Below are 18,542 nucleotides of genomic sequence, written 5' to 3' on the forward strand. Positions count from 1 at the left end.
GGCGCGGTCCTCCCATCGACGAATCGAATGGGCCGAAAGCAACTATCAGCGACAGTGATGATTAGGGGATGGCGGAGCCCTGGGACGCGGCTTACAGGCTGTCGGGGTCGCCGCAGAACATCTGGATGCGCGAGCGCAGCCAGCGCTCGGCCGGGTCATGGTCCTGGGCGGCGCGCCAGGCCATGTGCAGCTCGAACGGACCGCTTTCCAGCGGCAGCGGCTCGGCGCGCAGGCCGCCGGCGGCGGTCAGCGCCGCCGCGGTGTAGTCGGGCACGGTGGCGACGATGTCGGTGCCGGCGAGCAGCGCGGTCAGGCCGTTGAACTGCGGCACGGCGAGCACCACCCTACGCTGGCGGCCGAGCTTGGCCAGCTCGTCGTCGATGAAGCCGCCCAGGTCGCCGGCGAAGGACACCAGCGCGTGCGGGCGGGCGCAGAACTCGTCGAGGTCCAGGCGCCCCGGCACGCTGTCGGCGCGCAGCAGACGCGGCCAGGCGCGGCGCAGCACCTTGCGCTTGGCGTTGGCCGGCAGCTCCTCGGTGTAGCCGACGCCCACCGAGATCTCCCCGGAGGCCAGGTGGCCGGACATCAGCAGGTAGTTGGTGCGGCGGATCACCAGCACCACGCCGGGCGCCTCGGCGCGCAGGCGCTTGATCAAGGGCGGCAGCAGGCCGAACTCGACGTCGTCGGACAGGCCGATGCGAAACACCGCCGTGCTGGTCGCCGGGTCGAAGTCGGCGGCGCGGCTGACCGCGGTGGAGATGGCGTCGAGCGCCGGGGTGAGCAGGGCGAAGATCTCCTGGGCGCGCGCGGTCGGCTCCATCTGCCGGCCGCTGCGCACGAACAGCGGGTCGTCGAACAGGCCGCGCAGGCGCGCCAGCGCCGCGCTGATCGCCGGCTGGCCGAGGAACAGCTTCTCCGCCGCCCGGGTCACGCTGCGCTCGTGCATCAGCGTCTCGAAGACGATCAGCAGGTTGAGGTCGATGCGGCGCAGGTCGTTGCGGTTCATGCTGAATCCATTCCTTACAGGGCCGCATCAGGCTAATACCGCCCTCGCCAATATGCGAGCGGCGCGCTTCCATCAGCGCCAGGCATGGTGACTATCGTCCGCATGCAGGTGGTATCGCCGGACGAGCCCGGCTAAAGTCCCGGCCATAAGGTTGCAGGCGAGGTAGGCGATGTCCCGCATCATTCGATTCCACCAGTTCGGCGCGGCCGATGTGCTCAAGCTCGAGGAGCAGGCGTGCCCGCGGCCGGGCGCCGGCGAGGTGCTGGTGCGCGTCGAGGCGATCGGCGTGAGCTGGTACGACGTGCTCTGGCGGCAGAACCTGGCCTGCACGCCGGCGCAGCTGCCGGCCGGCCTCGGCCACGAGCTGGCCGGCGTGGTGCTGGCGGTCGGCGAGGGCGTCGACGACCTGGCGGTCGGCGACCGGGTGGCGAGCTTCCCCGCCCACAGCGCCAACCACTACCCCGGCTACGCCGAGGAAGCCCTGCTGCCGCGCCAGTCGCTGCACCGCTACCCGGCGCAGCTGAGCGCCCTGGAGGCCTGCGGCCACTACCTGCCGGCGCTGATCGGCTGGTTCGGCCTGGTCGAGCTGGCTGGCCTTTCGGCAGGCGAAAGCGTGCTGGTCACCGACGCCAGCCAGTGCTGCGGACCGAGCGTGGTGCAACTGGCCAAGGGCCTGGGCGCGCGGGTGATCGCCGCCACCAAGCTGGCCGAGGACCGCGACTACCTGCGCGAACTGGGCGCCGACCAGGTGATCCTCACCGAGGAGCAGGACCTGGTCACCCGCATCAACCAGCTCACCGACGGCCGCGGCGTCGACGTGGTGATGGACGCCCTCGGCGGCCCGCAGATGAGTCTGCTCGGCGACGCCCTGGCGCCGCGCGGACGCCTGGTGCTGTACGGCCTGCAGGGCGGCAACGACACCCACTTCCCGGCCTGCGCCGCGTTCCAGAAGAACATCCGCTTCTTCGTCCACTGCATCGGCAACTTCACCGGCAAGGAGGAACTGGGCATCCCCCAGGACCGCGCCGCGGTGGCCCGCGCCCTGCAGGACATCGACCGGCTGACCGTCGCCGGCCAGCTGCGCCCGCAGATCAGCCGGGTGCTGCCCTTCGAGCAGGTGGTCGAGGCGCACCGCCTGATGGAAACCTGCCCGCCGCGCGGGCGGGTGGTGCTGCAGGTCGGTCGGTAGACCGGATGCGGTGCCGCGGCGGGCTCAACCGTCGCGCTTCGCCGCCGCCGGCGCCACCCGGCTGAACAGGCGCACCTCGCCGCTCAGCGCGGACTGCAGCTCGAGATGCTCGGCGGAGGCCGAGAGGATGGTGTCGCTGTCCTTCTTCAGACTGTCGGGCAGCGGGATGCTGGTCTGGGTGTAGGTCCACAGCAGCTGGTCGCCGTCGATGCGCCACTGGCCCTCGGTGGTCATGAAGTCCTGGCCGTCGAGCTGCACCTTGCCGGCGAAGCTCTGGTCGGCCTTGAAGGTGACGGTCGCCAGCACGCTGCGGCCATCCTTGTCGCCCTGCGACTGCCAGGTGCCGGTCAGGTCGATCGCCTGCCTGGGCGCGACCGGCGGCGGCGTGACGGTGAGCGCGCGGGCCGCCTGGTTCAGCGGCTTGTCGCTGAAGTGGGTGCGGCCGTTGGCGTCCTTCCAGGTGTAGACCTCGCCGGCCAGCGCGGCGCCGGCGACGAACAGCAACAGGGCAATACCAATCCTTGGCAGCATGCTCGATTCCTTCGTAGCAGGGAACGGGCGGGGTGCCCGAACCGGCAGCCTAACGCCAGTGGAGGGCGCCGACCAGTGGCGGCGCGGGCCGAGGCGTGGCTTGGGTGGGGTTGGCCGGGGCGGCCAGGACGGGGGAGCAGGAGGCTCCCCGCCGGGCGGCGGGGAGGCGCAGGGTAGTGGGGTCAGGCGGCGGCGTCCTTGAGGATCACGTAGAGCTGGTCCTTGAGGCACAGCTTGGCCTTCTTGAGGTTCTCGATCTCGGCGTCGGTGCCCAGCTCGATGCGCGCCTCCAGGTTCTTGATGCGCTGGTCCAGCTCGTTGTGCTCGTCGAACAGGCGGGTGAAGTGCGCATCCTCGTTCTTCAGGCGGGTGATCAGTTCGCGGTATTCGGGAAACATGGGAACTCCTTGTTCATGGGCAGCGAAGGACCGGCACTCGCCGCCCCCGACAGCGGGCGGCAGCGTCCGGCAAAGCGTGACGGACATCCTGATCGCATACTGGCACCCGCGCCGGCGGCGCGGCATTGACCGGCGTCATGCCGCCCCGGCGCGGGCAAAAACCACCCGCGCGGCCCGCCCCCTCTTGTTCGCCAGGCAAAAACTCGTAATGTCGCCTCATGCCGCGCGCCGTCCGGGCGCTCGCCGAATGCGGCGAGCCATCCCGCACGATGCGAACTTTCCGCACCTTCGCACCACCCACCGGCCAGGAGCGCCTTCATGCACAGCAAAGCCATCTACGTTCAACCCGGCGGCGGTTACGCCAACGTCACCGTCGGCAGCTGCGAAGCGGCCGCGCCGGCGCCCGGCGAGATCACCGTGCGCCTGCACGCCAACTCGCTCAACTACCACGACTTCGCGGTGGTCAGCGGCATGTGGGGGCCGAGCGAGCCGCGCATCCCGATGGCCGACGGCGCCGGCGAGGTGATCGCGGTGGGCGCCGGGGTCGACGAGTTCGCCGTCGGCGACCACGTGGTCAGCACCTTCTTCCCCGACTGGCTGGACGGCGCGCCGCTGGTCGAGGGCTTCGCCACGGTGCCGGGCGACGGCGTCGACGGCTACGCCCGCGAGGTGGTGACCACCCGCGCCAGCGCCTTCACCCGCGCGCCGCAGGGCTGGAGCCACGCCGAGGCGGCCACCCTGACCACCGCCGGGCTGACCGCCTGGCGCGCGCTGATGGCCGACGGCGCGCTGAAGCCCGGCGACACCGTGCTGGTGCAGGGCACCGGCGGCGTGTCGATCTTCGCCCTGCAGTTCGCCAAGCTGGCCGGCGCCACGGTGATCGCCACCTCCTCCAGCGACGCCAAGCTCGAACGCCTCGAGGCGCTGGGCGCCGACCACCTGATCAACTACCGCAGCGACCCGGCCTGGGGCGAGACGGCGCGCCGGCTGACCGGCGGGCGCGGCGTCGACCACGTCATCGAGGTCGGCGGCCCGGCCACCCTCGCCCAGTCGATGGCCGCCGCGCGGGTCGGCGGACACGTCGCGGTGATCGGCATCCTCAGCGGGGTGGCCGGCGAGCTGCCGCTGGTGCCGGCGCTGCTCAAGCAGCTGCGCCTGCAGGGCGTGCTGGTCGGCAGCCGCGCCCAGCAGCAGGCGATGGTCCGCGCCATCGACGCCAACGGCCTGCGCCCGGTGATCGACCGCCGCTTCGCCCTGGAGGAGATCGTCGAGGCCTTCCGCTACCAGGAAAGCAACCAGCACTTCGGCAAGATCTGCCTGGAGTTCTGAGTCCGCGCGCCGGCCGCCCCCGCAAGGGCCGGCCGGCAACCCGTCCACGGGGGGCGGCTCAGTCGAGGTGCTGGCGCAGATAGTCGCTGGCATCGGTCTCGCCCTCGGCGGCCGCCCGCTCCAGCCAGAGGCGCGCCTGCGCGGGATCGCGCTCGACGCCGTTGCCCTCCCACAGCGCCACGCCCCAGTGATAGCGCGCCAGGCTGACGTAGGCGGTGCCGTCGGGCTGCTCGGCGCCCCGCCTGATCATCGCCGCGGCCTTGCCCAGGTCCCTGGGCACGCCGCTGCCCGCCTCGTACATCTGCGCCAGCCAGATCATCGAATAGACATCGTTCCAGCGCTCGATGCAGTCGTTGAAGATCTTCAGGGCCGCCGCGTGGTCGCCGGTCTTGCTCGCCGCGTAGCCGTACAGGCACTTGATCCGCTTGTCGCTGTCGACGAAGCCCTGGTAGCTCAGATCGTCCGCGCTGGCGGGGAGGCTTGCGCACGCGGCGGCCACGGCCAGCGCCGCGGCAAATAGTCTGCGATTCATACGTCCACCACTGATCGGGAGTGTTATTAGAAGTTGATGGTGGTCGCCGGATAGAACAGGACATTCAATATAAAGAGCGTCACCCACAAGCCGATTTCCAGAGTTTCGGTTATCGGCTGGATACGCCGCACCGCGCCATATACATGCACGACGAACATCAGGCCAAACACCATGAAGAGGATGTCGAAGGCATAGCTGAAACTGGTGCCGGTGGTGGCGGAGCGCAGCATGGCGGCTTCCACCACCAGGATGAAGGCGCCGAGGCAGCGGCCGAAGTAGATGGCCAGGTGCTGCTGCGCGGGAACCTCCCAGCGCATCAGGCGGGCCCAGGCGAGGGGGGCGAAAAAGATGGGCAGGGCAAAGAATAGGGTCGTCACGACCATCAGGGTCGTAATGTATTCCCTGCTGTACTGCGCGTAATAGCCGAGCATTGCTGGACTCCTGTCTTATCGATCCGTGATCGGTCACATGCCTGTGACCGGGATATATGCCTACATAGCAAGTCTGGAAAGTTGTCGAGCAAAGCGGCCGCTGTCAAACTGATAATAATCCAGCGAAACCAAAGAACTGTCCTGGTCAGCAAAGTATTAATACTTCCGGGCAATAAATATCCCTATCGCCGTTATCCGAAGATCGGATTCCGGGTGAATCGCGTATCGCAGCAGAACCTTCTCCGCCGACGCCCGATGTTCGCCAGCGGGCGTCTGTCGGATGCCCGTACGCTCGCCGGTTGCTCGGCGCAGGAGCCTCGATGCCGCAGGTCCGCCGCGCTCCGCTTGCCTGTCGCGAAGACGCCCACCGCCATCCGCCGGAACCGCCGTGCACCTCGCTCCCGGTCGCGCCGGGCTGCACGGCGGCGCCGGATTGCCGTATAAGGTGGCTGGACTTTTCCGCACCGCACGAGCCAGACAAGCAACGATGAAAACCCCCAAACGCCTTCAGCCGCTGGTCGAGGACGGCCTGATCGACGAAGTCCTGCGTCCGCTGATGAGCGGCAAGGAAGCAGCCGTGTACGTGGTGCGCTGTGGCGACCAGCTGCGTTGCGCCAAGGTCTACAAGGAGGCCAGCAAGCGCAGCTTCCGCCACGCCGCCGAGTACCAGGAAGGGCGCAAGGTGCGCAACAGCCGCGATGCGCGGGCCATGGCCAAGGGCAGCAAGTACGGCCGCCGCGAGCAGGAGGAGGCCTGGCAGAACGCCGAAGTGGCCGCCCTCTACCGCCTGGACAGCGCCGGCGTGCGCGTGCCCAAGCCCTACGACTTCCTCGACGGCGTGCTGCTGATGGAGATGGTCGCCGATGCTGACGGCGATGCGGCACCGCGCCTCAACGACGTGGTGCTGAGCGCCGAGCAGGCGCGCGAATACCACGCCTTCATGATCCGCCAGGTGGTGCTGATGCTCTGCGCCGGCCTGGTGCACGGCGATCTGTCCGAGTTCAACGTGCTGCTCGGCCCGCACGGCCCGGTGGTGATCGACCTGCCGCAGGCGGTGGACGCCGCCGGCAACAACCATGCGTTCAAGATGCTCGAGCGCGACGTCGCCAACATGAACGCCTACTTCGGCTACTTCGCGCCCGAGCTGCTCGCCTGCAAGCACGCCAAGGAGATGTGGGCGCTGTACGAGGCCGGCAAGCTGACCCCGAGCAGCGAACTGACCGGCACCTTCGACGAACCCGAGGAAGCCGCCGACCTCGACGCGGTGATGCGCGAGATCAACGCCACGCTGGCCGACGAGGCGCGCCGCCGCGCGGCGCTGGAAGCCGCGGACGCCCCGGCCCAGCACGCCGAGCCGACGCCGCCCTGGCTGCGCGGCTGACCGCCAGGCGGGGAAACCCGGCCCGGCCGCGATGGCGCCGCATTGCGCGCCCTGGCGCGCAACCAGCATCTCGGCACGGCTGCCTGATTCCGGGACCGCGCTGCGTCCCCGTCAGCGCCCCGGGCCCCGGAAGGCGTCGGGGCCGGACAGCCACCCCGTACCGCTCACCGGCCACTGCACGCCCGCCGGCCAGCTGTCGCGGCTCAGCCCGGCAAACGGCAGCCAGTCGGCCGGGTGCTTCAGCGGTGCCTGGCCGCTCGCGGCGAACACCGCGCCCCAGCGCTCCTCCCCGCAAGCCGCGGAGAACACCTCGGCCAGCCCCTGGTAATCACGCCGGGCGGCATCGCCGGTGTCGACACGGCGCTGCTCGCTATGCCGCACCGCCTGCGCCGCGTCCAGCAGCTCCTCGGCCCGATCCACGCAGCGGGTGAAGTCCCGGTCCGTCATGCCTGGCCAGGGCGACTCCCTGAGCTGCCACCAGGCCACGGCCTTAACTCCCAGGCCAAACAGCAACAGGCTCAGCGCACAGGCCAGCACTATCCCGCCGACCGCCAGCACCAGGCCGCCCTGCAGCAGCAGGCGCTGTTCGCGCCAGTGCAGTTTGGACAGGTCGCCAAGCCAGGCGAAGGGAGGTTTGGGCGAAGGGTCGGGCATCGAGCTTCCTCCTTGAAGCAGGTTTGCGGGGCGACGGCGGATCAACGCGTCTCTGCGCCCTCAGGTCCATCCATAGCGCAACACGTGGAAGAAGATCGGCGCGGCGAAGCACACCGAGTCCAGACGGTCGAGCATGCCGCCGTGGCCTTCGATCATGTGGCCCCAGTCCTTGACGCCGCGGTCGCGCTTGATGGCCGACAGCACCAGGCCGCCGAAGAAGCCGAGCAGGGTGACCAGCAGGGCGATGGCCAGCGCCTGCCAGACGCTGAACGGGGTGATCCAGTAGAGCGCGGCGCCGACCAGGGTGGCCAGCGCGACGCCGCCGGCGAAGCCTTCCACGGTCTTCGACGGCGACAGGTGCGGGGCGATCTTGCGCTTGCCGAGCAGCTTGCCGCACACGTACTGCAGCACGTCGCTGATCTGCACCACCAGCACCAGCCAGGCGATCAGCAGCAGGTTGCGACCCTCGAAACCGGGGATGTCGAGGGTCAGCAGCGCCGGCACGTGGGAGATGCAGAACACCGCGAGCATCATGCCCCACTGCACCTTGGCGGCCCGTTCCAGGAAGGCGGTGGTGTCGCCGCCGAACGAGGCGAGGATCGGCAGCAGCAGGAACACATAGACCGGGATGAAGATCGAGAACAGCCCGTACCAGTCGGAGGCGATCAGCAGGTACTGCACCGGCAGCACCAGGTAGAAGGCCGCCGCCAGCGCCGGGTAGTCGCTGCCGCGGGTCGGCGCCAGGGTGATGAACTCGCGCAGGGCGAAGAAGGAGATCGCGGCGAACAGCAGGATCACCGCGCCCTGGCCGAGCCAGAAGGCGCCGCCGAGCACGCCGACCATCACCCACCAGGCGTTGATCCGTGCGTTGAGGTTGTCGATCACCGGGCTGGCTGCGCCGCGGTTGCGCCACTTGAGCACGAAGCCGACCAGGGAGGCCAGCGCCAGCAGGGCGCCGATGCCGGCGAACAGGGCAAGGGTGTCACGGTCCATCTCAATCGGCCTCCGCCGCCAGTTCGAGCAGGGCATCGCGGGCGCGGGCGAGGAAGGCTTCCTTGCTCTCGTCCGCCGCGACGGTCAGGGGCGCGCCGAAGGTCACGGTGCACAGCAGCGGCAGCGGCAACACGCGGCCCTTGGGCATCACCCGGTTGAGGTTGGCGATCCACACCGGCACCAGCTCGACCTGCGGGCAGGCCCGGCCGAGGCGGTACAGGCCGCTCTTGAACGGCAGCAGGCCGTCCTCGCGGTTGCGCGTGCCCTCGGGGAACAGGATCAGCGAGTCGCCGGCGTGCAGGGCGTCGAGCAGCGGCTGCAGCGGATTGTGGTGGGCGTCGCGGCACTCGCGGTCGACCAGCACGCCGTGGAACACCTGGTGGATCAGGAAGCGCCGGGCGGCGTCGCGCTGCCAGTAGTCGGCGCCGGCCACCGGGCGGGTGCGGGCACGCAGCGCGCGCGGCAGCGACGACCAGAGCAGCACGAAGTCGGCGTGGCTGCTGTGGTTGGCGAAGTAGATGCGTTGCCGGCCGGTGGGGGCGCAGCCGCGCCACAGGCTGCGCGCGCCGGTGAGCAGGCGGGCGAAGCCGATGATCGCCCGTGCCAGCAGGCGTTGCGCCAGGCCGCGGCGTGGACGCGGCGACGGCGCGGCGGGCGGCAGGTCTTCGATCGGGGTGTCGTGCATCGGCGGGCTCCTGGCGCGTGGCGCTGGGGAGAAGGCGGCGCGGCCCCTCCCGGTGGTCGGGGAGGGGCGATCAGGCGGACGGCGTTTGCGGCCCGGCTTCGGCGATGCCCTGGCGCACGCGGTTGACCAGGGTCCAGACCAGCAGGGCGGCGATCAGCATGAACAGGCCGTCGAGCCAGGCGATCGGCAGCAGGCCGCTGGCCACGCCGGCGCCGAGCACGCCGAACACGAAGGCGCGGTCGCTCTTGCCCAGCGGCCCGTCGTAGCGGCGGCTGGCGCCGACCAGCGGGCCCATCGCCCCGGCGTACTCGACGATCACCGCCAGCAGGGTCGCCAGCACCACCCACAGCGGCGACACCTCCGGCAGCACGGCGAAGGGCAGGTACAGCGCGCTGTCGGCGACGACGTCGCACAGCTCGTTGAGGTAGGCGCCGAGCTGCGACTGCTGGCCGAACTCGCGGGCCAGCATGCCGTCGATGGCGTTGAGCGCCATGCGCAGCAGCATCCACAGCGGGATCAGGGCGAACAGCCAGAGATAGCCGGCGAAGGCGGCGATCAGCGCGCCGAGCAGCACGGAGACGGCGGCGGCGGCCAGGGTCACCTGGTTGGCGGTGACGCCGCGTGCGTGCAGGCGCCGCACCAGCGGGCGCAGCAGGGCCTGGAAGCGGGGCTTGAGCTGGTAGATGGAGGGCATGGCGGGTTCCGGTGCCGGGGGCGTCCTTGGGGTTAGCCGCACGATAGCCGGCCGGGCGGGGCGCCGTCCATGCGTGGCGCACGGCGGGCGCGAAGCGGCTCACGATCGGCCCGGGGTCGCCGGGGGCGGAGCGCGCCAGCAGACGGCGGGGAGGCGGGCGACGGCGGATCCGCACGGGAGCCTCGGGCGCGGACCTGCTCGCCGTCAGCCCACCGCGGCACCGGCAGCGCCGGGCAAGCGGCAGCTGCGCGAGGGAGGTGCCTCAGACCACCAGCACGTCGCTCTGCGCCTGGGCGAGGACGTGGCGGGTCACGCTGCCGAGCAGCAGCTCCTCGAACGGCCCCAGGCCGCGCTTGCCGATGATGACCAGCTCGCAGCCCTGCAGCTGGGTCTGGTCGAGGATGTGCAGGCTGGCATCGCCGTGCACCACCACCGTACGCACGCTGTCGGCCTCCAGGCCGGCGGCGGCGAGCAGCTCGCCCATCTGCTCGCCGGCCTCGCGCGCGGCGCGGGCGCGCAGCAGGGCCAGTTCGTCCTCGCCGACCCCGGCGTGGCGCAGGCGGCCCTCGAAGGGCACCTCGAAGGCGTGCAGGAGGACCAGTTCGGCGTGCGGCGCCAGCAGCAGCGCCAGGCGGATGGCCTTGAGCGCGCGCGGCGAGAAGTCCACCGGGATCAGCACGCGGCGATAGCCGTGGTGCGCGGCCTGGCGCACCACCAGCAGCGGGCGGGCGCTTTCGCGCAGCACCCGCTCGGTGGTCGAGCCGACGGCCAGGTCGCGCACCAGGCTGGCGCCACGGGCGCCGAGCACCAGCAGGCCGGCGTCCAGGGCGCTGGCCTGGGCGACGATCGCCGCGGTCACCGACCCCGCCGACAGGTGGAGGTCCGCCACCGGGCCATGCCGGGCGAGTTCGCCGGCCAGCGCGCGCAGCTCCTCGCCCGCCTCGTCGAGCAGGCGCTGGCGCAGGTCGGCCGGCGCGCTGGCGAACAGCTGGCGCAGGCTTTCCAGCGCGCCGACGGGTACCACGTGCTGCAGGGTGAGCTGGGCCGCGCAGGCGCGGGCGAGCAGCGCGGCGCGCTCGGCGGCGCGATGCGCCGGGGCGGAGAGGTCGGTGGGGGCGAGGATGGTGCGGATCATCGATGGCACTCCTGATGGCCATGGCACATGGGCAGATCATCCAGCTCTGCGGCATTTCAGCATGCTGCGGGCGCCGCGTCCCGCACGGCTCAGTCGTGCCAGGCGCGCCCGGACAGCTCGAGCAGGCTGTTCGCCTGCTCCGGGCCGGTGGAGCCGGCCGGATAGGGGCGCGGCTTCTGGTAGTAGCCCCCCCAGCCGTCGAGGATCGGGCTGACCCAGCGCCAGGCGGCTTCCACCTCGTCGCTGCGCATGAACAGGGTCGGATCGCCCTCGATGACGTCGAGCAGCAGGCGCTCGTAGGCGTCCCAGCGGCGCTGGCGGGAGAAGGCGGCGGCCAGGTTGAGGTCGAGCTCGACCGGCTCCAGGGTCATGCCCTTGCCCGGGGTCTTGGCCAGCAGCTGCAGGCTGATGCGCTCCTCGGGCTGCAGGCGGATCAGCAGGCGGTTGGCCTGCTCGGCGGCGCCGGAGAACAGGCGGTGCGGCACCGGCTTGAACTGGATGACGATTTCCGAGCACTTGCGCTTGAGGCGCTTGCCGGTGCGCAGGTAGAAGGGCACCCCGGCCCAGCGCCAGTTGTCGATTTCCGCCTGCACGGCGACGAAGGTCTCGGTGTCGCTGTCGTTGTCGACGTTCTTCTCGAAGTAGTAGGCCGGCACCTCCTGGCCGCCGATCCTGCCGCTGGTGTACTGGCCGCGCACGGTCTTGTCGCGCACGTCGAGGCCGGTCAGCGGCTTGAGGGCCTGGAGGATCTTCACCTTCTCGTTGCGCACCGCCTCGGCGTCGAAGCGCACCGGCGCCTCCATGGCCACCAGGCAGAGCAGCTGCAGCAGGTGGTTCTGCAGCATGTCGCGCATCGCCCCGGCCTCGTCGTAGTAGGCGCCGCGGTTCTCCACGCCGATGGTTTCGAGCACGCTGATCTGCACGTGGTCGATGTGCCCGGCGCGCCAGATCGGCTCGAACAGCGCGTTGGCGAAGCGCAGCGCCATCAGGTTCTGCACCGTCTCCTTGCCCAGGTAGTGGTCGATGCGGAACACCTGCGACTCGGCGAACACCTTGCCGATGGCGCTGGTGATCGCCAGCGCCGACTCCAGCGAGTGGCCGATCGGCTTCTCGATGACGATCCGCGTGTTGTCGCCGGCCAGCCCGGCGGTGGCCAGATGCGCGGCGATCGGCGCGAACAGCTGCGGCGCGGTGGCCAGGTAGTAGATGCGCGCACGCGTGCACGAATCGCCCAGATGACGGGCCAGGCGGCCGAAGTCGGCGCTCTGCGAGGCGTCCATGCTGAGGTAGTCGAGGCGCGCGGCGAACGCCTGCCAGACCTCGGCGGAGAAGTCGGCGCGGGCGATCTGCGCGCGGCAGCGGCGCTCGGCCAGCGCCAGGTAGGCGTCGCGCGTGAGGACGGTGCGCGCCAGGGCGAGGATGCGCAGGTCGGCGGGCAGACGCTTCTCGCGGTGCAGGTGGTAGAGCGCCGGCAGCAGCTTGTGCAGGGCCAGGTCGCCCGTGCCGCCGAACACCAGCATGTCGCAGGGAAGAACGCGGGAAGATGACGGCACGGGTAGTCTCCGACACGGATTGCCTGGGCGCTGGCGCAGTTTTTGTAGTATAACTACAACGTCACTACCTCCGGCTTTGGCCGATCATAACCGAGTCCGCACCGTGAATCTGTTGCAACATATCTCCCAGTCCCGCTCGCTGCTGCGCAAGTCCGAACTGAAGGTCGCCGATTACGTGCTGCACGACCCGGCCGCCGTCATGCACAGCTCCATGGCCGACCTCGCCCACGAGGTGGGAATCAGCGAACCGACCATCGTGCGGTTCTGCCGCGCCATCGGCTGCACCGGCTTCCAGGATCTCAAGCTCAAGCTGGCGCAGAGCCTGGCCGCCGGCGCCAGTTTCGGCCAGTTCGCCATCCATGAGGAAGACTCGCTGGCCGACTTCAGCCTGAAGATCTTCGACACCACCCTGCACACCCTCATGGAGGTGCGCGAGCACCTCGACATGCGGGCGCTGGAGCGCGCCGTCAACGCCATCGCCAACGCCTCGCGCGTCGAGTTCTACGGCTTCGGCGCCTCCGGCGCGGTGGCCGCCGACGCCCAGCACAAGTTCTTCCGCCTGCTGCTGACCGCCGCCGCCTACTCCGACCCGCACATGCAGGCGATGAGCGCGGTGACCCTCAAGCCCGGCGACGTGGCCATCTGCATCTCGCAGTCGGGCCGCTCCAAGGACCTGCTGACCACCGCCAACCTGGTGCGCGAAAGCGGCGCCACGCTGATCACCCTGTGCCCGAGCCAGACCCCGCTGGCCGACCTCGCCACCGTCAACCTGGCCATCGACGTGCAGGAAGACACCGAGATCTATACCCCGCTGACCTCGCGGATCGCCCACCTGGTGGTGATCGACGTGCTGGCGATGGGCGTGGCCATGGCCCGCGGCCCGGACCTGGTCAACCACCTGAAAAGCGTCAAGCGCAGCCTGCGCAGCCTGCGCCTGTCGCCCAAGACCGCCAAGCCCGCCGAGGAAGGCAACGGCAGCGCCTGAGCCCCTGCCGCGGCGCCGCTCCCGCCACGGGAGCGCGCGGCGCGCTGTCACGCCGGCGTCACCGCCCTGCCGTCAAGCCGTCACCCTTGGCGCGGCATGCTCGAACTCCCTGGATCGTTCGCGATGGGAGAGACGCCATGCCCCGCCACCATGCTGTCAACGTCGTCACCGCAATTCCGCACCTGGATGCCAAGGCCCGCCGCAAGCTGGAGGACCAGCGCCGCATGACCTTCCGCCGGGCCATCGAGCGCTACAACGAGGAGCGCCGCCTGGACCAGGACATCCACGACTTTCCCGAACTGATCGCCGTCAATTACGTACGTTCGCTGCGTGCCGAGGCGCGCCGCCAGGCCGGGGCGTAGGGTGGCCGACTCGCGCTGCGCCTACCTGCCCGCAGGCAGGATGGAAAATTCGCGGCAGCGATTTTCTACCGCGCCCGTGCCCGCCCCGGTCTGGTGGGTACTCGCTACGCGAGTTACCCACCCTACGCAATCTCAGCGCTCACAGGCGCAGATTGAGGGCGTTGACCGCCGTGCGGTTGGCGCGGATGAACTCGACGAAGGCGCTGGCCACCGGGCTCAGCCGGCGGTCGCGCGGATGCACCACGCACCAGCTGTGCTGCAGCGGCAGCTCGACCACCGGCAGCTCCCGGAGGCGACCGCTGGCCAGCTCCAGGCTCACCGCATGGCGCGGCAGCAGGGCGAGGCCGAGGCCGGCCAGCACGCCGGCGCGCTGCGCCTCCAGCGAACCGAGCTGCACGGTCTGCGCGAAGTGGGCGCGCTTGTCGTGGCAGAACCGCTCGCAGGCCTGGCGGGTGCCCGAGCCCGGCTCGCGCAGCAGCAGCGGCCAGGCGGTCAGCTCCTGCAGGGCCAGCGACTCGCGCTGGCACAGCGGATGCTCGGGCGGCGCCACGGCGACGATCTGGTTGGTGAGGAAGGGGTTGAACTCCAGGTTCATGCCGGTCGGCACCTGGGAGAGGATCATCAGCTCGTCGCGGCTGACGCCCAGGCGGCGCAGCACCTGGGCGTGGCTGGCGACGGTGAGCTGCAGGCCGACCTCGGGATGCTGGCGGCGAAATTCGCCGAACAGGTGGGGGACGAAGTACTGCGCGCTGGACTCCACCGTCAGGCTGAGCTGCCCCTGCAGCGAGCCGAGCAGGTCGGAGAGCTGCATGTCGAGGCTCTCCAGGCGGCCGAAGATGTCGCCGCCGGCGCGGCGCAGCGCCTCGGCGGCGTCGGTGAGGTAGAGCTTCTTGCCGACGAACTCGAACAGCGGCTGGCCGACCAGCTCCTCGAGCTGGCGGATCTGTAGGCTGACCGCCGGCTGGGTGAGCGCCATCTCCTCGGCCGCGCGGCTGTACGAACGGGTCTCGCACACCGCGCGGAACACCTGCAGCTGGCGCAGGGTAAGGCGCATCAGGGACTTGCGCATGGAAAGCTCTCCGCGGGGACTGACAGGGGGCGGAACGGGGCGCCGAGCGGGGCGCCACGCGGACGCAACACCCACCCGTCGGGCGGCAACATGTAGCGACGCACGCCCCGCCACCGCTGACCGACCGGCCGGAGCCCAGTAAATCCGGGGCTTCCGCCCAAGTATAAGTTGTAGTTTATGCTCAACTTAACAAATATTCATTTTTCTTAATTCACCCCTCGGCGCTAGGGTGTTTGCACCTGCCGCCTGACCGGCCGGGTCAGCCAGTCCAGCCGAGGGAGACCTCCGTGATAAGAAAAATCCTCATCGCCAACCGTGGCGAGATCGCCGTGCGTATCGTGCGGGCTTGCGCCGAGATGGGCATCCGCTCGGTGGCCATCTACTCCGACGCCGACCGCCATGCGTTGCACGTCAAGCGTGCCGACGAAGCGCACAACATCGGTCCCGAGCCGCTGGCCGGCTACCTGAACCCGCGCAAGCTGGTCAACCTGGCGGTGGAAACCGGCTGCGACGCCCTGCACCCGGGCTACGGCTTCCTGTCCGAGAACGCCGAACTGGCGGACATCTGCGCCGAGCGCGGGATCAAGTTCATCGGCCCGTCGGCCGAGGTGATCCGCCGCATGGGCGACAAGACCGAGGCGCGCCGCTCGATGATCGCCGCCGGCGTGCCGGTCACCCCCGGCACCGAAGGCAACGTCGCCGACCTCGAGGAAGCGCTGCGTGAAGGCGAGCGCATCGGCTACCCGGTGATGCTCAAGGCCACCTCCGGCGGCGGCGGCCGCGGTATCCGCCGCTGCAACAGCGCCGAGGAGCTGGAACAGAACTTCCCGCGCGTCATCTCCGAGGCCACCAAGGCCTTCGGCAGCGCCGAGGTGTTCCTCGAGAAGTGCATCGTCAATCCCAAGCACATCGAGGCGCAGATCCTCGCCGACAGCTTCGGCAACACCGTGCACCTGTTCGAGCGCGACTGCTCGATCCAGCGCCGCAACCAGAAGCTGATCGAGATCGCCCCCAGCCCGCAGCTGACCCCCGAGCAGCGCGCCTACATCGGCGAGCAGGCGGTCAAGGCGGCCAAGGCGGTCGGCTACGAGAACGCCGGCACCGTGGAGTTCCTGCTCGCCGAGGGCGAGGTGTACTTCATGGAGATGAACACCCGCGTGCAGGTGGAGCACACCATCACCGAGGAAATCACCGGGATCGACATCGTCCGCGAGCAGATCCGCATCGCCTCGGGCCTGCCGCTGTCGGTCAAGCAGGAAGACATCATCCACCGCGGCTATGCGATCCAGTTCCGCATCAACGCCGAGGACCCGAAGAACAACTTCCTGCCCAGCTTCGGCAAGATCACCCGCTACTACGCGCCCGGCGGCCCCGGCGTGCGCACCGACACGGCGATCTACACCGGCTACACCATTCCGCCGTACTACGACTCGATGTGCCTGAAGCTGATCGTCTGGGCACTGACCTGGGAAGAGGCGCTGGACCGCGGCCTGCGCGCGCTGGACGACATGCGCGTGCTGGGGGTGAAGACCACCGCGCTCTACTACCAGGAAATCCTCCGCAATCCGGAGTTCCGCAGCGGCGTGTTCAACACCAGCTTCGTCGAAGCCCACCCGGAACTGATCAACTACTCGGTCAAGCGCAAGCCCGAAGAGCTGGCCCTGGCCATCGCCGCCGCCATCGCCGCCCACGCCGGCCTGTGAGGAATTGAGCATGAACAAGAAGATCACCGTCACCGATACCATCCTGCGCGATGCCCACCAGTCGCTGATCGCCACCCGCATGCGCCTCGAGGACATGCTGCCGATCTGCGCCAAACTCGACCAGGTCGGCTACTGGTCGCTGGAAGTCTGGGGCGGCGCCACCTTCGACTCCTGCGTGCGCTTCCTCAAGGAAGACCCGTGGGAGCGCCTGCGCCAGCTCAAGGCCGCGCTGCCCAACACCCGCCTGCAGATGCTGCTGCGCGGCCAGAACCTGCTCGGCTACCGCCACTACAGCGACGACGTGGTCAAGGCCTTCGTCGCCAAGGCCGCGGTCAACGGCATCGACGTGTTCCGCATCTTCGATGCGATGAACGACGTGCGTAACCTGCGCGTGGCCATCGAGGCGGTCAAGGCCGCCGGCAAGCACGCCCAGGGCACCATCAGCTACACCACCAGCCCGGTGCACACCACCGCCGCGTTCGTGGAGCTGGCCCAGCGCATGCAGGAGAAGGGCGTCGACTCGATCGCCATCAAGGACATGGCCGGCCTGCTGACCCCCTACTCGACCGCCGAGCTGGTCCAGGCGCTCAAGGGCGCGGTCGACCTGCCGATCTTCGTGCACTCGCACGATACCGCCGGCATGGGCGCCATGTGCCAGCTCAAGGCCATCGAGGCCGGCGCCGACCACATCGACACCGCCATCTCCAGCTTCGCCTGGGGCACCAGCCATCCGGGCACCGAGTCGATGGTCGCCGCGCTGCGCGGCACCCCGTTCGACACCGGCCTGGACCTCGAGCTGCTGCAGGAGATCGGCCTGTACTTCTACAACATCCGCAAGAAGTACCACCAGTTCGAGAGCGAATTCACCGGCGTCGACACCCGCGTGCAGGTCAACCAGGTGCCGGGCGGCATGATGTCCAACCTGGCCAACCAGCTGAAGGAGCAGGGCGCCCTGCACCGCATCAACGAGGTGTTCGAGGAGATCCCGCGGGTGCGCGAGGACCTCGGCTTCCCGCCCCTGGTCACCCCGACCTCGCAGATCGTCGGCACCCAGGCGGTGTTCAACGTGCTGGCCGGCGAGCGCTACAAGACCATCACCAACGAGGTGAAGCTGTACCTGCAGGGCCGCTACGGCCGCGCGCCGGGCCAGGTCAACGAGAAGCTGCGCTTCCAGGCCATCGGCAGCGAAGAGGTCATCGACGTGCGTCCGGCCGACCTGCTCAAGCCGGAAATGGCCCGCCTGCGCGAGGAAATCGGCAGCCTGGCCAAGTCCGAAGAGGACGTGCTGACCTACGCGATGTTCCCGGACATCGGCCGCAAGTTCCTCGAGGAGCGCGCCGCCGGCGCCCTCAAGCCGGAAGTGCTGCTGCCGCAACCGGACGCCGCCGGCCGCCCGGCCGCCGCCCAGGAAGGCGTGCCCACCGAGTTCGTGGTCGACGTGCACGGCGAGAGCTACCGCATCGACATCACCGGCGTCAGCGTCAAGACCGACGGCAAACGCCACTTCTACGTGGCCATCGACGGCATGCCCGAAGAGGTGGTGTTCGAGCCGCTCAACGCCTTCGTCGGCGGCGGCTCGGGCGGCCGCAAGCAGGCCCGCGGGCCGGGCGACGTCAGCACCACCATGCCGGGCAACATCGTCGACGTACTGGTGAAGGAAGGCGACGTGGTCAAGGCCGGTCAGGCGGTGCTGATCACCGAAGCGATGAAGATGGAGACCGAAGTGCAGGCGCCGATCGCCGGCAAGGTGGTCGCCATCCATGTGGTTAAGGGCGACAGGGTCAATCCCGGTGAAGTGCTCATCGAGATTGAAAGTTAAGTCCTGAATGGGGAGCCGCAAGGCTCCCCTTTTTTATTCCCCGCGATCGCGCCTTCGGGCGCGATTGACTTTAGAGACGACCGGTCTAATATT

At 69.6% G+C, this 18,542-nt stretch carries 19 protein-coding genes; 7 read left to right on the forward strand and 12 right to left on the reverse strand.

The window, feature by feature from the left end; translation table 11 throughout:
* Positions 1-91: 91 nt before the first annotated feature.
* On the reverse strand, positions 92-1,006 hold the full coding sequence (locus LMJ29_RS11640; RefSeq protein ID WP_229605682.1) for a LysR family transcriptional regulator: 915 nt from the start codon (positions 1,004-1,006) through the stop codon (positions 92-94).
* A 169-nt stretch (positions 1,007-1,175) separates the two neighbouring features.
* Between LMJ29_RS11640 and LMJ29_RS11645 the strand changes: the two genes are divergently transcribed.
* Positions 1,176-2,195: a zinc-dependent alcohol dehydrogenase family protein gene (locus LMJ29_RS11645; protein WP_229605683.1), complete on the forward strand. Its 1,020-nt coding sequence runs from the start codon at positions 1,176-1,178 to the stop codon at positions 2,193-2,195.
* A gap of 24 nt (positions 2,196-2,219) precedes the next feature.
* Here LMJ29_RS11645 and LMJ29_RS11650 read toward each other — a convergent pair whose 3' ends face one another.
* Positions 2,220-2,726 (reverse strand): DUF4124 domain-containing protein, encoded by a 507-nt coding sequence (locus tag LMJ29_RS11650; protein WP_229605684.1) that lies wholly within the window; start codon positions 2,724-2,726, stop codon positions 2,220-2,222.
* 182 nt (positions 2,727-2,908) lie between these two features.
* Entirely contained in the window at positions 2,909-3,124 is a 216-nt protein-coding gene (locus LMJ29_RS11655) for a YdcH family protein (RefSeq protein WP_229605685.1), read from the reverse strand.
* A gap of 318 nt (positions 3,125-3,442) precedes the next feature.
* Here LMJ29_RS11655 and LMJ29_RS11660 point away from each other — a divergent pair, with 318 nt between their 5' ends.
* Positions 3,443-4,453: a zinc-dependent alcohol dehydrogenase family protein gene (locus LMJ29_RS11660; protein ID WP_229605686.1), complete on the forward strand. Its 1,011-nt coding sequence runs from the start codon at positions 3,443-3,445 to the stop codon at positions 4,451-4,453.
* A 58-nt stretch (positions 4,454-4,511) separates the two neighbouring features.
* On the opposite strand, the gene LMJ29_RS11665 is transcribed toward LMJ29_RS11660, so the two are convergent.
* Positions 4,512-4,985 (reverse strand): tetratricopeptide repeat protein, encoded by a 474-nt coding sequence (locus LMJ29_RS11665; RefSeq protein ID WP_229605687.1) that lies wholly within the window; start codon positions 4,983-4,985, stop codon positions 4,512-4,514.
* 26 nt (positions 4,986-5,011) lie between these two features.
* Positions 5,012-5,416 (reverse strand): hypothetical protein, encoded by a 405-nt coding sequence (locus LMJ29_RS11670; protein ID WP_229605688.1) that lies wholly within the window; start codon positions 5,414-5,416, stop codon positions 5,012-5,014.
* 487 nt (positions 5,417-5,903) lie between these two features.
* Between LMJ29_RS11670 and LMJ29_RS11675 the strand changes: the two genes are divergently transcribed.
* On the forward strand, positions 5,904-6,797 hold the full coding sequence (locus LMJ29_RS11675; protein ID WP_229605689.1) for a PA4780 family RIO1-like protein kinase: 894 nt from the start codon (positions 5,904-5,906) through the stop codon (positions 6,795-6,797).
* Positions 6,798-6,908: 111 nt separating this feature from the next.
* On the opposite strand, the gene LMJ29_RS11680 is transcribed toward LMJ29_RS11675, so the two are convergent.
* From LMJ29_RS11680 to zwf, 6 genes are all read right to left on the reverse strand, one after another.
* Positions 6,909-7,451, reverse strand: a complete 543-nt coding sequence (locus tag LMJ29_RS11680; protein WP_229605690.1) for a hypothetical protein — start codon at positions 7,449-7,451, stop codon at positions 6,909-6,911.
* Positions 7,452-7,511: 60 nt separating this feature from the next.
* A complete protein-coding gene (locus LMJ29_RS11685) occupies positions 7,512-8,444 on the reverse strand; it encodes a phosphatidate cytidylyltransferase (protein WP_229605691.1) in 933 nt (310 codons plus the stop codon).
* Between the two features lies 1 nt (position 8,445).
* On the reverse strand, positions 8,446-9,066 hold the full coding sequence (locus LMJ29_RS11690) for a lysophospholipid acyltransferase family protein (RefSeq protein ID WP_229605735.1): 621 nt from the start codon (positions 9,064-9,066) through the stop codon (positions 8,446-8,448).
* Positions 9,067-9,199: 133 nt separating this feature from the next.
* On the reverse strand, positions 9,200-9,823 hold the full coding sequence (locus LMJ29_RS11695) for a CDP-alcohol phosphatidyltransferase family protein (protein WP_229605692.1): 624 nt from the start codon (positions 9,821-9,823) through the stop codon (positions 9,200-9,202).
* Positions 9,824-10,085: 262 nt separating this feature from the next.
* The gene (locus tag LMJ29_RS11700; RefSeq protein WP_229605693.1) at positions 10,086-10,958 is read right to left on the reverse strand and encodes a universal stress protein; all 873 of its coding nucleotides are present in this window, start codon (positions 10,956-10,958) and stop codon (positions 10,086-10,088) included.
* 89 nt (positions 10,959-11,047) lie between these two features.
* Complete coding sequence (gene zwf / locus LMJ29_RS11705; RefSeq protein ID WP_229605736.1) at positions 11,048-12,478, reverse strand: glucose-6-phosphate dehydrogenase; 1,431 nt, start codon at positions 12,476-12,478, stop codon at positions 11,048-11,050.
* A 136-nt stretch (positions 12,479-12,614) separates the two neighbouring features.
* Between zwf and hexR the strand changes: the two genes are divergently transcribed.
* Both hexR and LMJ29_RS11715 read left to right on the forward strand, forming a co-directional pair.
* Positions 12,615-13,496, forward strand: a complete 882-nt coding sequence (gene hexR / locus LMJ29_RS11710) for a transcriptional regulator HexR (protein WP_229605694.1) — start codon at positions 12,615-12,617, stop codon at positions 13,494-13,496.
* 137 nt (positions 13,497-13,633) lie between these two features.
* Positions 13,634-13,858, forward strand: coding sequence for a PA3496 family putative envelope integrity protein (locus LMJ29_RS11715; RefSeq protein WP_229605695.1), 225 nt, complete (start codon positions 13,634-13,636; stop codon positions 13,856-13,858).
* A 139-nt stretch (positions 13,859-13,997) separates the two neighbouring features.
* Here the strand turns inward: LMJ29_RS11715 and LMJ29_RS11720 are convergent, their stop codons facing one another.
* Positions 13,998-14,927 carry a LysR family transcriptional regulator gene (locus LMJ29_RS11720; RefSeq protein ID WP_319942217.1) on the reverse strand — a complete coding sequence of 310 codons (930 nt, stop codon included), beginning with the start codon at positions 14,925-14,927 and terminating at the stop codon, positions 13,998-14,000.
* A gap of 287 nt (positions 14,928-15,214) precedes the next feature.
* Here LMJ29_RS11720 and LMJ29_RS11725 point away from each other — a divergent pair, with 287 nt between their 5' ends.
* Both LMJ29_RS11725 and oadA read left to right on the forward strand, forming a co-directional pair.
* Positions 15,215-16,630, forward strand: a complete 1,416-nt coding sequence (locus LMJ29_RS11725) for an acetyl-CoA carboxylase biotin carboxylase subunit (RefSeq protein WP_229605696.1) — start codon at positions 15,215-15,217, stop codon at positions 16,628-16,630.
* 10 nt (positions 16,631-16,640) lie between these two features.
* Positions 16,641-18,449 carry a sodium-extruding oxaloacetate decarboxylase subunit alpha gene (gene oadA, locus LMJ29_RS11730; RefSeq protein WP_229605697.1) on the forward strand — a complete coding sequence of 603 codons (1,809 nt, stop codon included), beginning with the start codon at positions 16,641-16,643 and terminating at the stop codon, positions 18,447-18,449.
* The last annotated feature ends 93 nt before the right edge of the window (positions 18,450-18,542 follow it).

The organism is Pseudomonas oryzagri, from assembly GCF_020831405.1.
GTDB lineage: Bacteria > Pseudomonadota > Gammaproteobacteria > Pseudomonadales > Pseudomonadaceae > Geopseudomonas > Geopseudomonas oryzagri.

What these genes read in the sequence shown, in the direction of transcription:
- LMJ29_RS11720 (WP_319942217.1), bottom strand. Translation starts at nt 14,927, where the DNA reads ATGCGCAAGTCCCTGATGCGCCTTACCCTGCGCCAGCTGCAGGTGTTC.
- LMJ29_RS11660 (WP_229605686.1), top strand. Translation starts at nt 3,443, where the DNA reads ATGCACAGCAAAGCCATCTACGTTCAACCCGGCGGCGGTTACGCCAAC.
- LMJ29_RS11700 (WP_229605693.1), bottom strand. Translation starts at nt 10,958, where the DNA reads ATGATCCGCACCATCCTCGCCCCCACCGACCTCTCCGCCCCGGCGCAT.
- oadA (WP_229605697.1), top strand. Translation starts at nt 16,641, where the DNA reads ATGAACAAGAAGATCACCGTCACCGATACCATCCTGCGCGATGCCCAC.
- LMJ29_RS11655 (WP_229605685.1), bottom strand. Translation starts at nt 3,124, where the DNA reads ATGTTTCCCGAATACCGCGAACTGATCACCCGCCTGAAGAACGAGGAT.
- LMJ29_RS11665 (WP_229605687.1), bottom strand. Translation starts at nt 4,985, where the DNA reads ATGAATCGCAGACTATTTGCCGCGGCGCTGGCCGTGGCCGCCGCGTGC.
- zwf (WP_229605736.1), bottom strand. Translation starts at nt 12,478, where the DNA reads ATGCTGGTGTTCGGCGGCACGGGCGACCTGGCCCTGCACAAGCTGCTG.
- LMJ29_RS11645 (WP_229605683.1), top strand. Translation starts at nt 1,176, where the DNA reads ATGTCCCGCATCATTCGATTCCACCAGTTCGGCGCGGCCGATGTGCTC.
- LMJ29_RS11670 (WP_229605688.1), bottom strand. Translation starts at nt 5,416, where the DNA reads ATGCTCGGCTATTACGCGCAGTACAGCAGGGAATACATTACGACCCTG.
- LMJ29_RS11685 (WP_229605691.1), bottom strand. Translation starts at nt 8,444, where the DNA reads ATGGACCGTGACACCCTTGCCCTGTTCGCCGGCATCGGCGCCCTGCTG.
- LMJ29_RS11695 (WP_229605692.1), bottom strand. Translation starts at nt 9,823, where the DNA reads ATGCCCTCCATCTACCAGCTCAAGCCCCGCTTCCAGGCCCTGCTGCGC.
- LMJ29_RS11680 (WP_229605690.1), bottom strand. Translation starts at nt 7,451, where the DNA reads ATGCCCGACCCTTCGCCCAAACCTCCCTTCGCCTGGCTTGGCGACCTG.
- LMJ29_RS11640 (WP_229605682.1), bottom strand. Translation starts at nt 1,006, where the DNA reads ATGAACCGCAACGACCTGCGCCGCATCGACCTCAACCTGCTGATCGTC.
- LMJ29_RS11715 (WP_229605695.1), top strand. Translation starts at nt 13,634, where the DNA reads ATGCCCCGCCACCATGCTGTCAACGTCGTCACCGCAATTCCGCACCTG.
- LMJ29_RS11650 (WP_229605684.1), bottom strand. Translation starts at nt 2,726, where the DNA reads ATGCTGCCAAGGATTGGTATTGCCCTGTTGCTGTTCGTCGCCGGCGCC.
- LMJ29_RS11675 (WP_229605689.1), top strand. Translation starts at nt 5,904, where the DNA reads ATGAAAACCCCCAAACGCCTTCAGCCGCTGGTCGAGGACGGCCTGATC.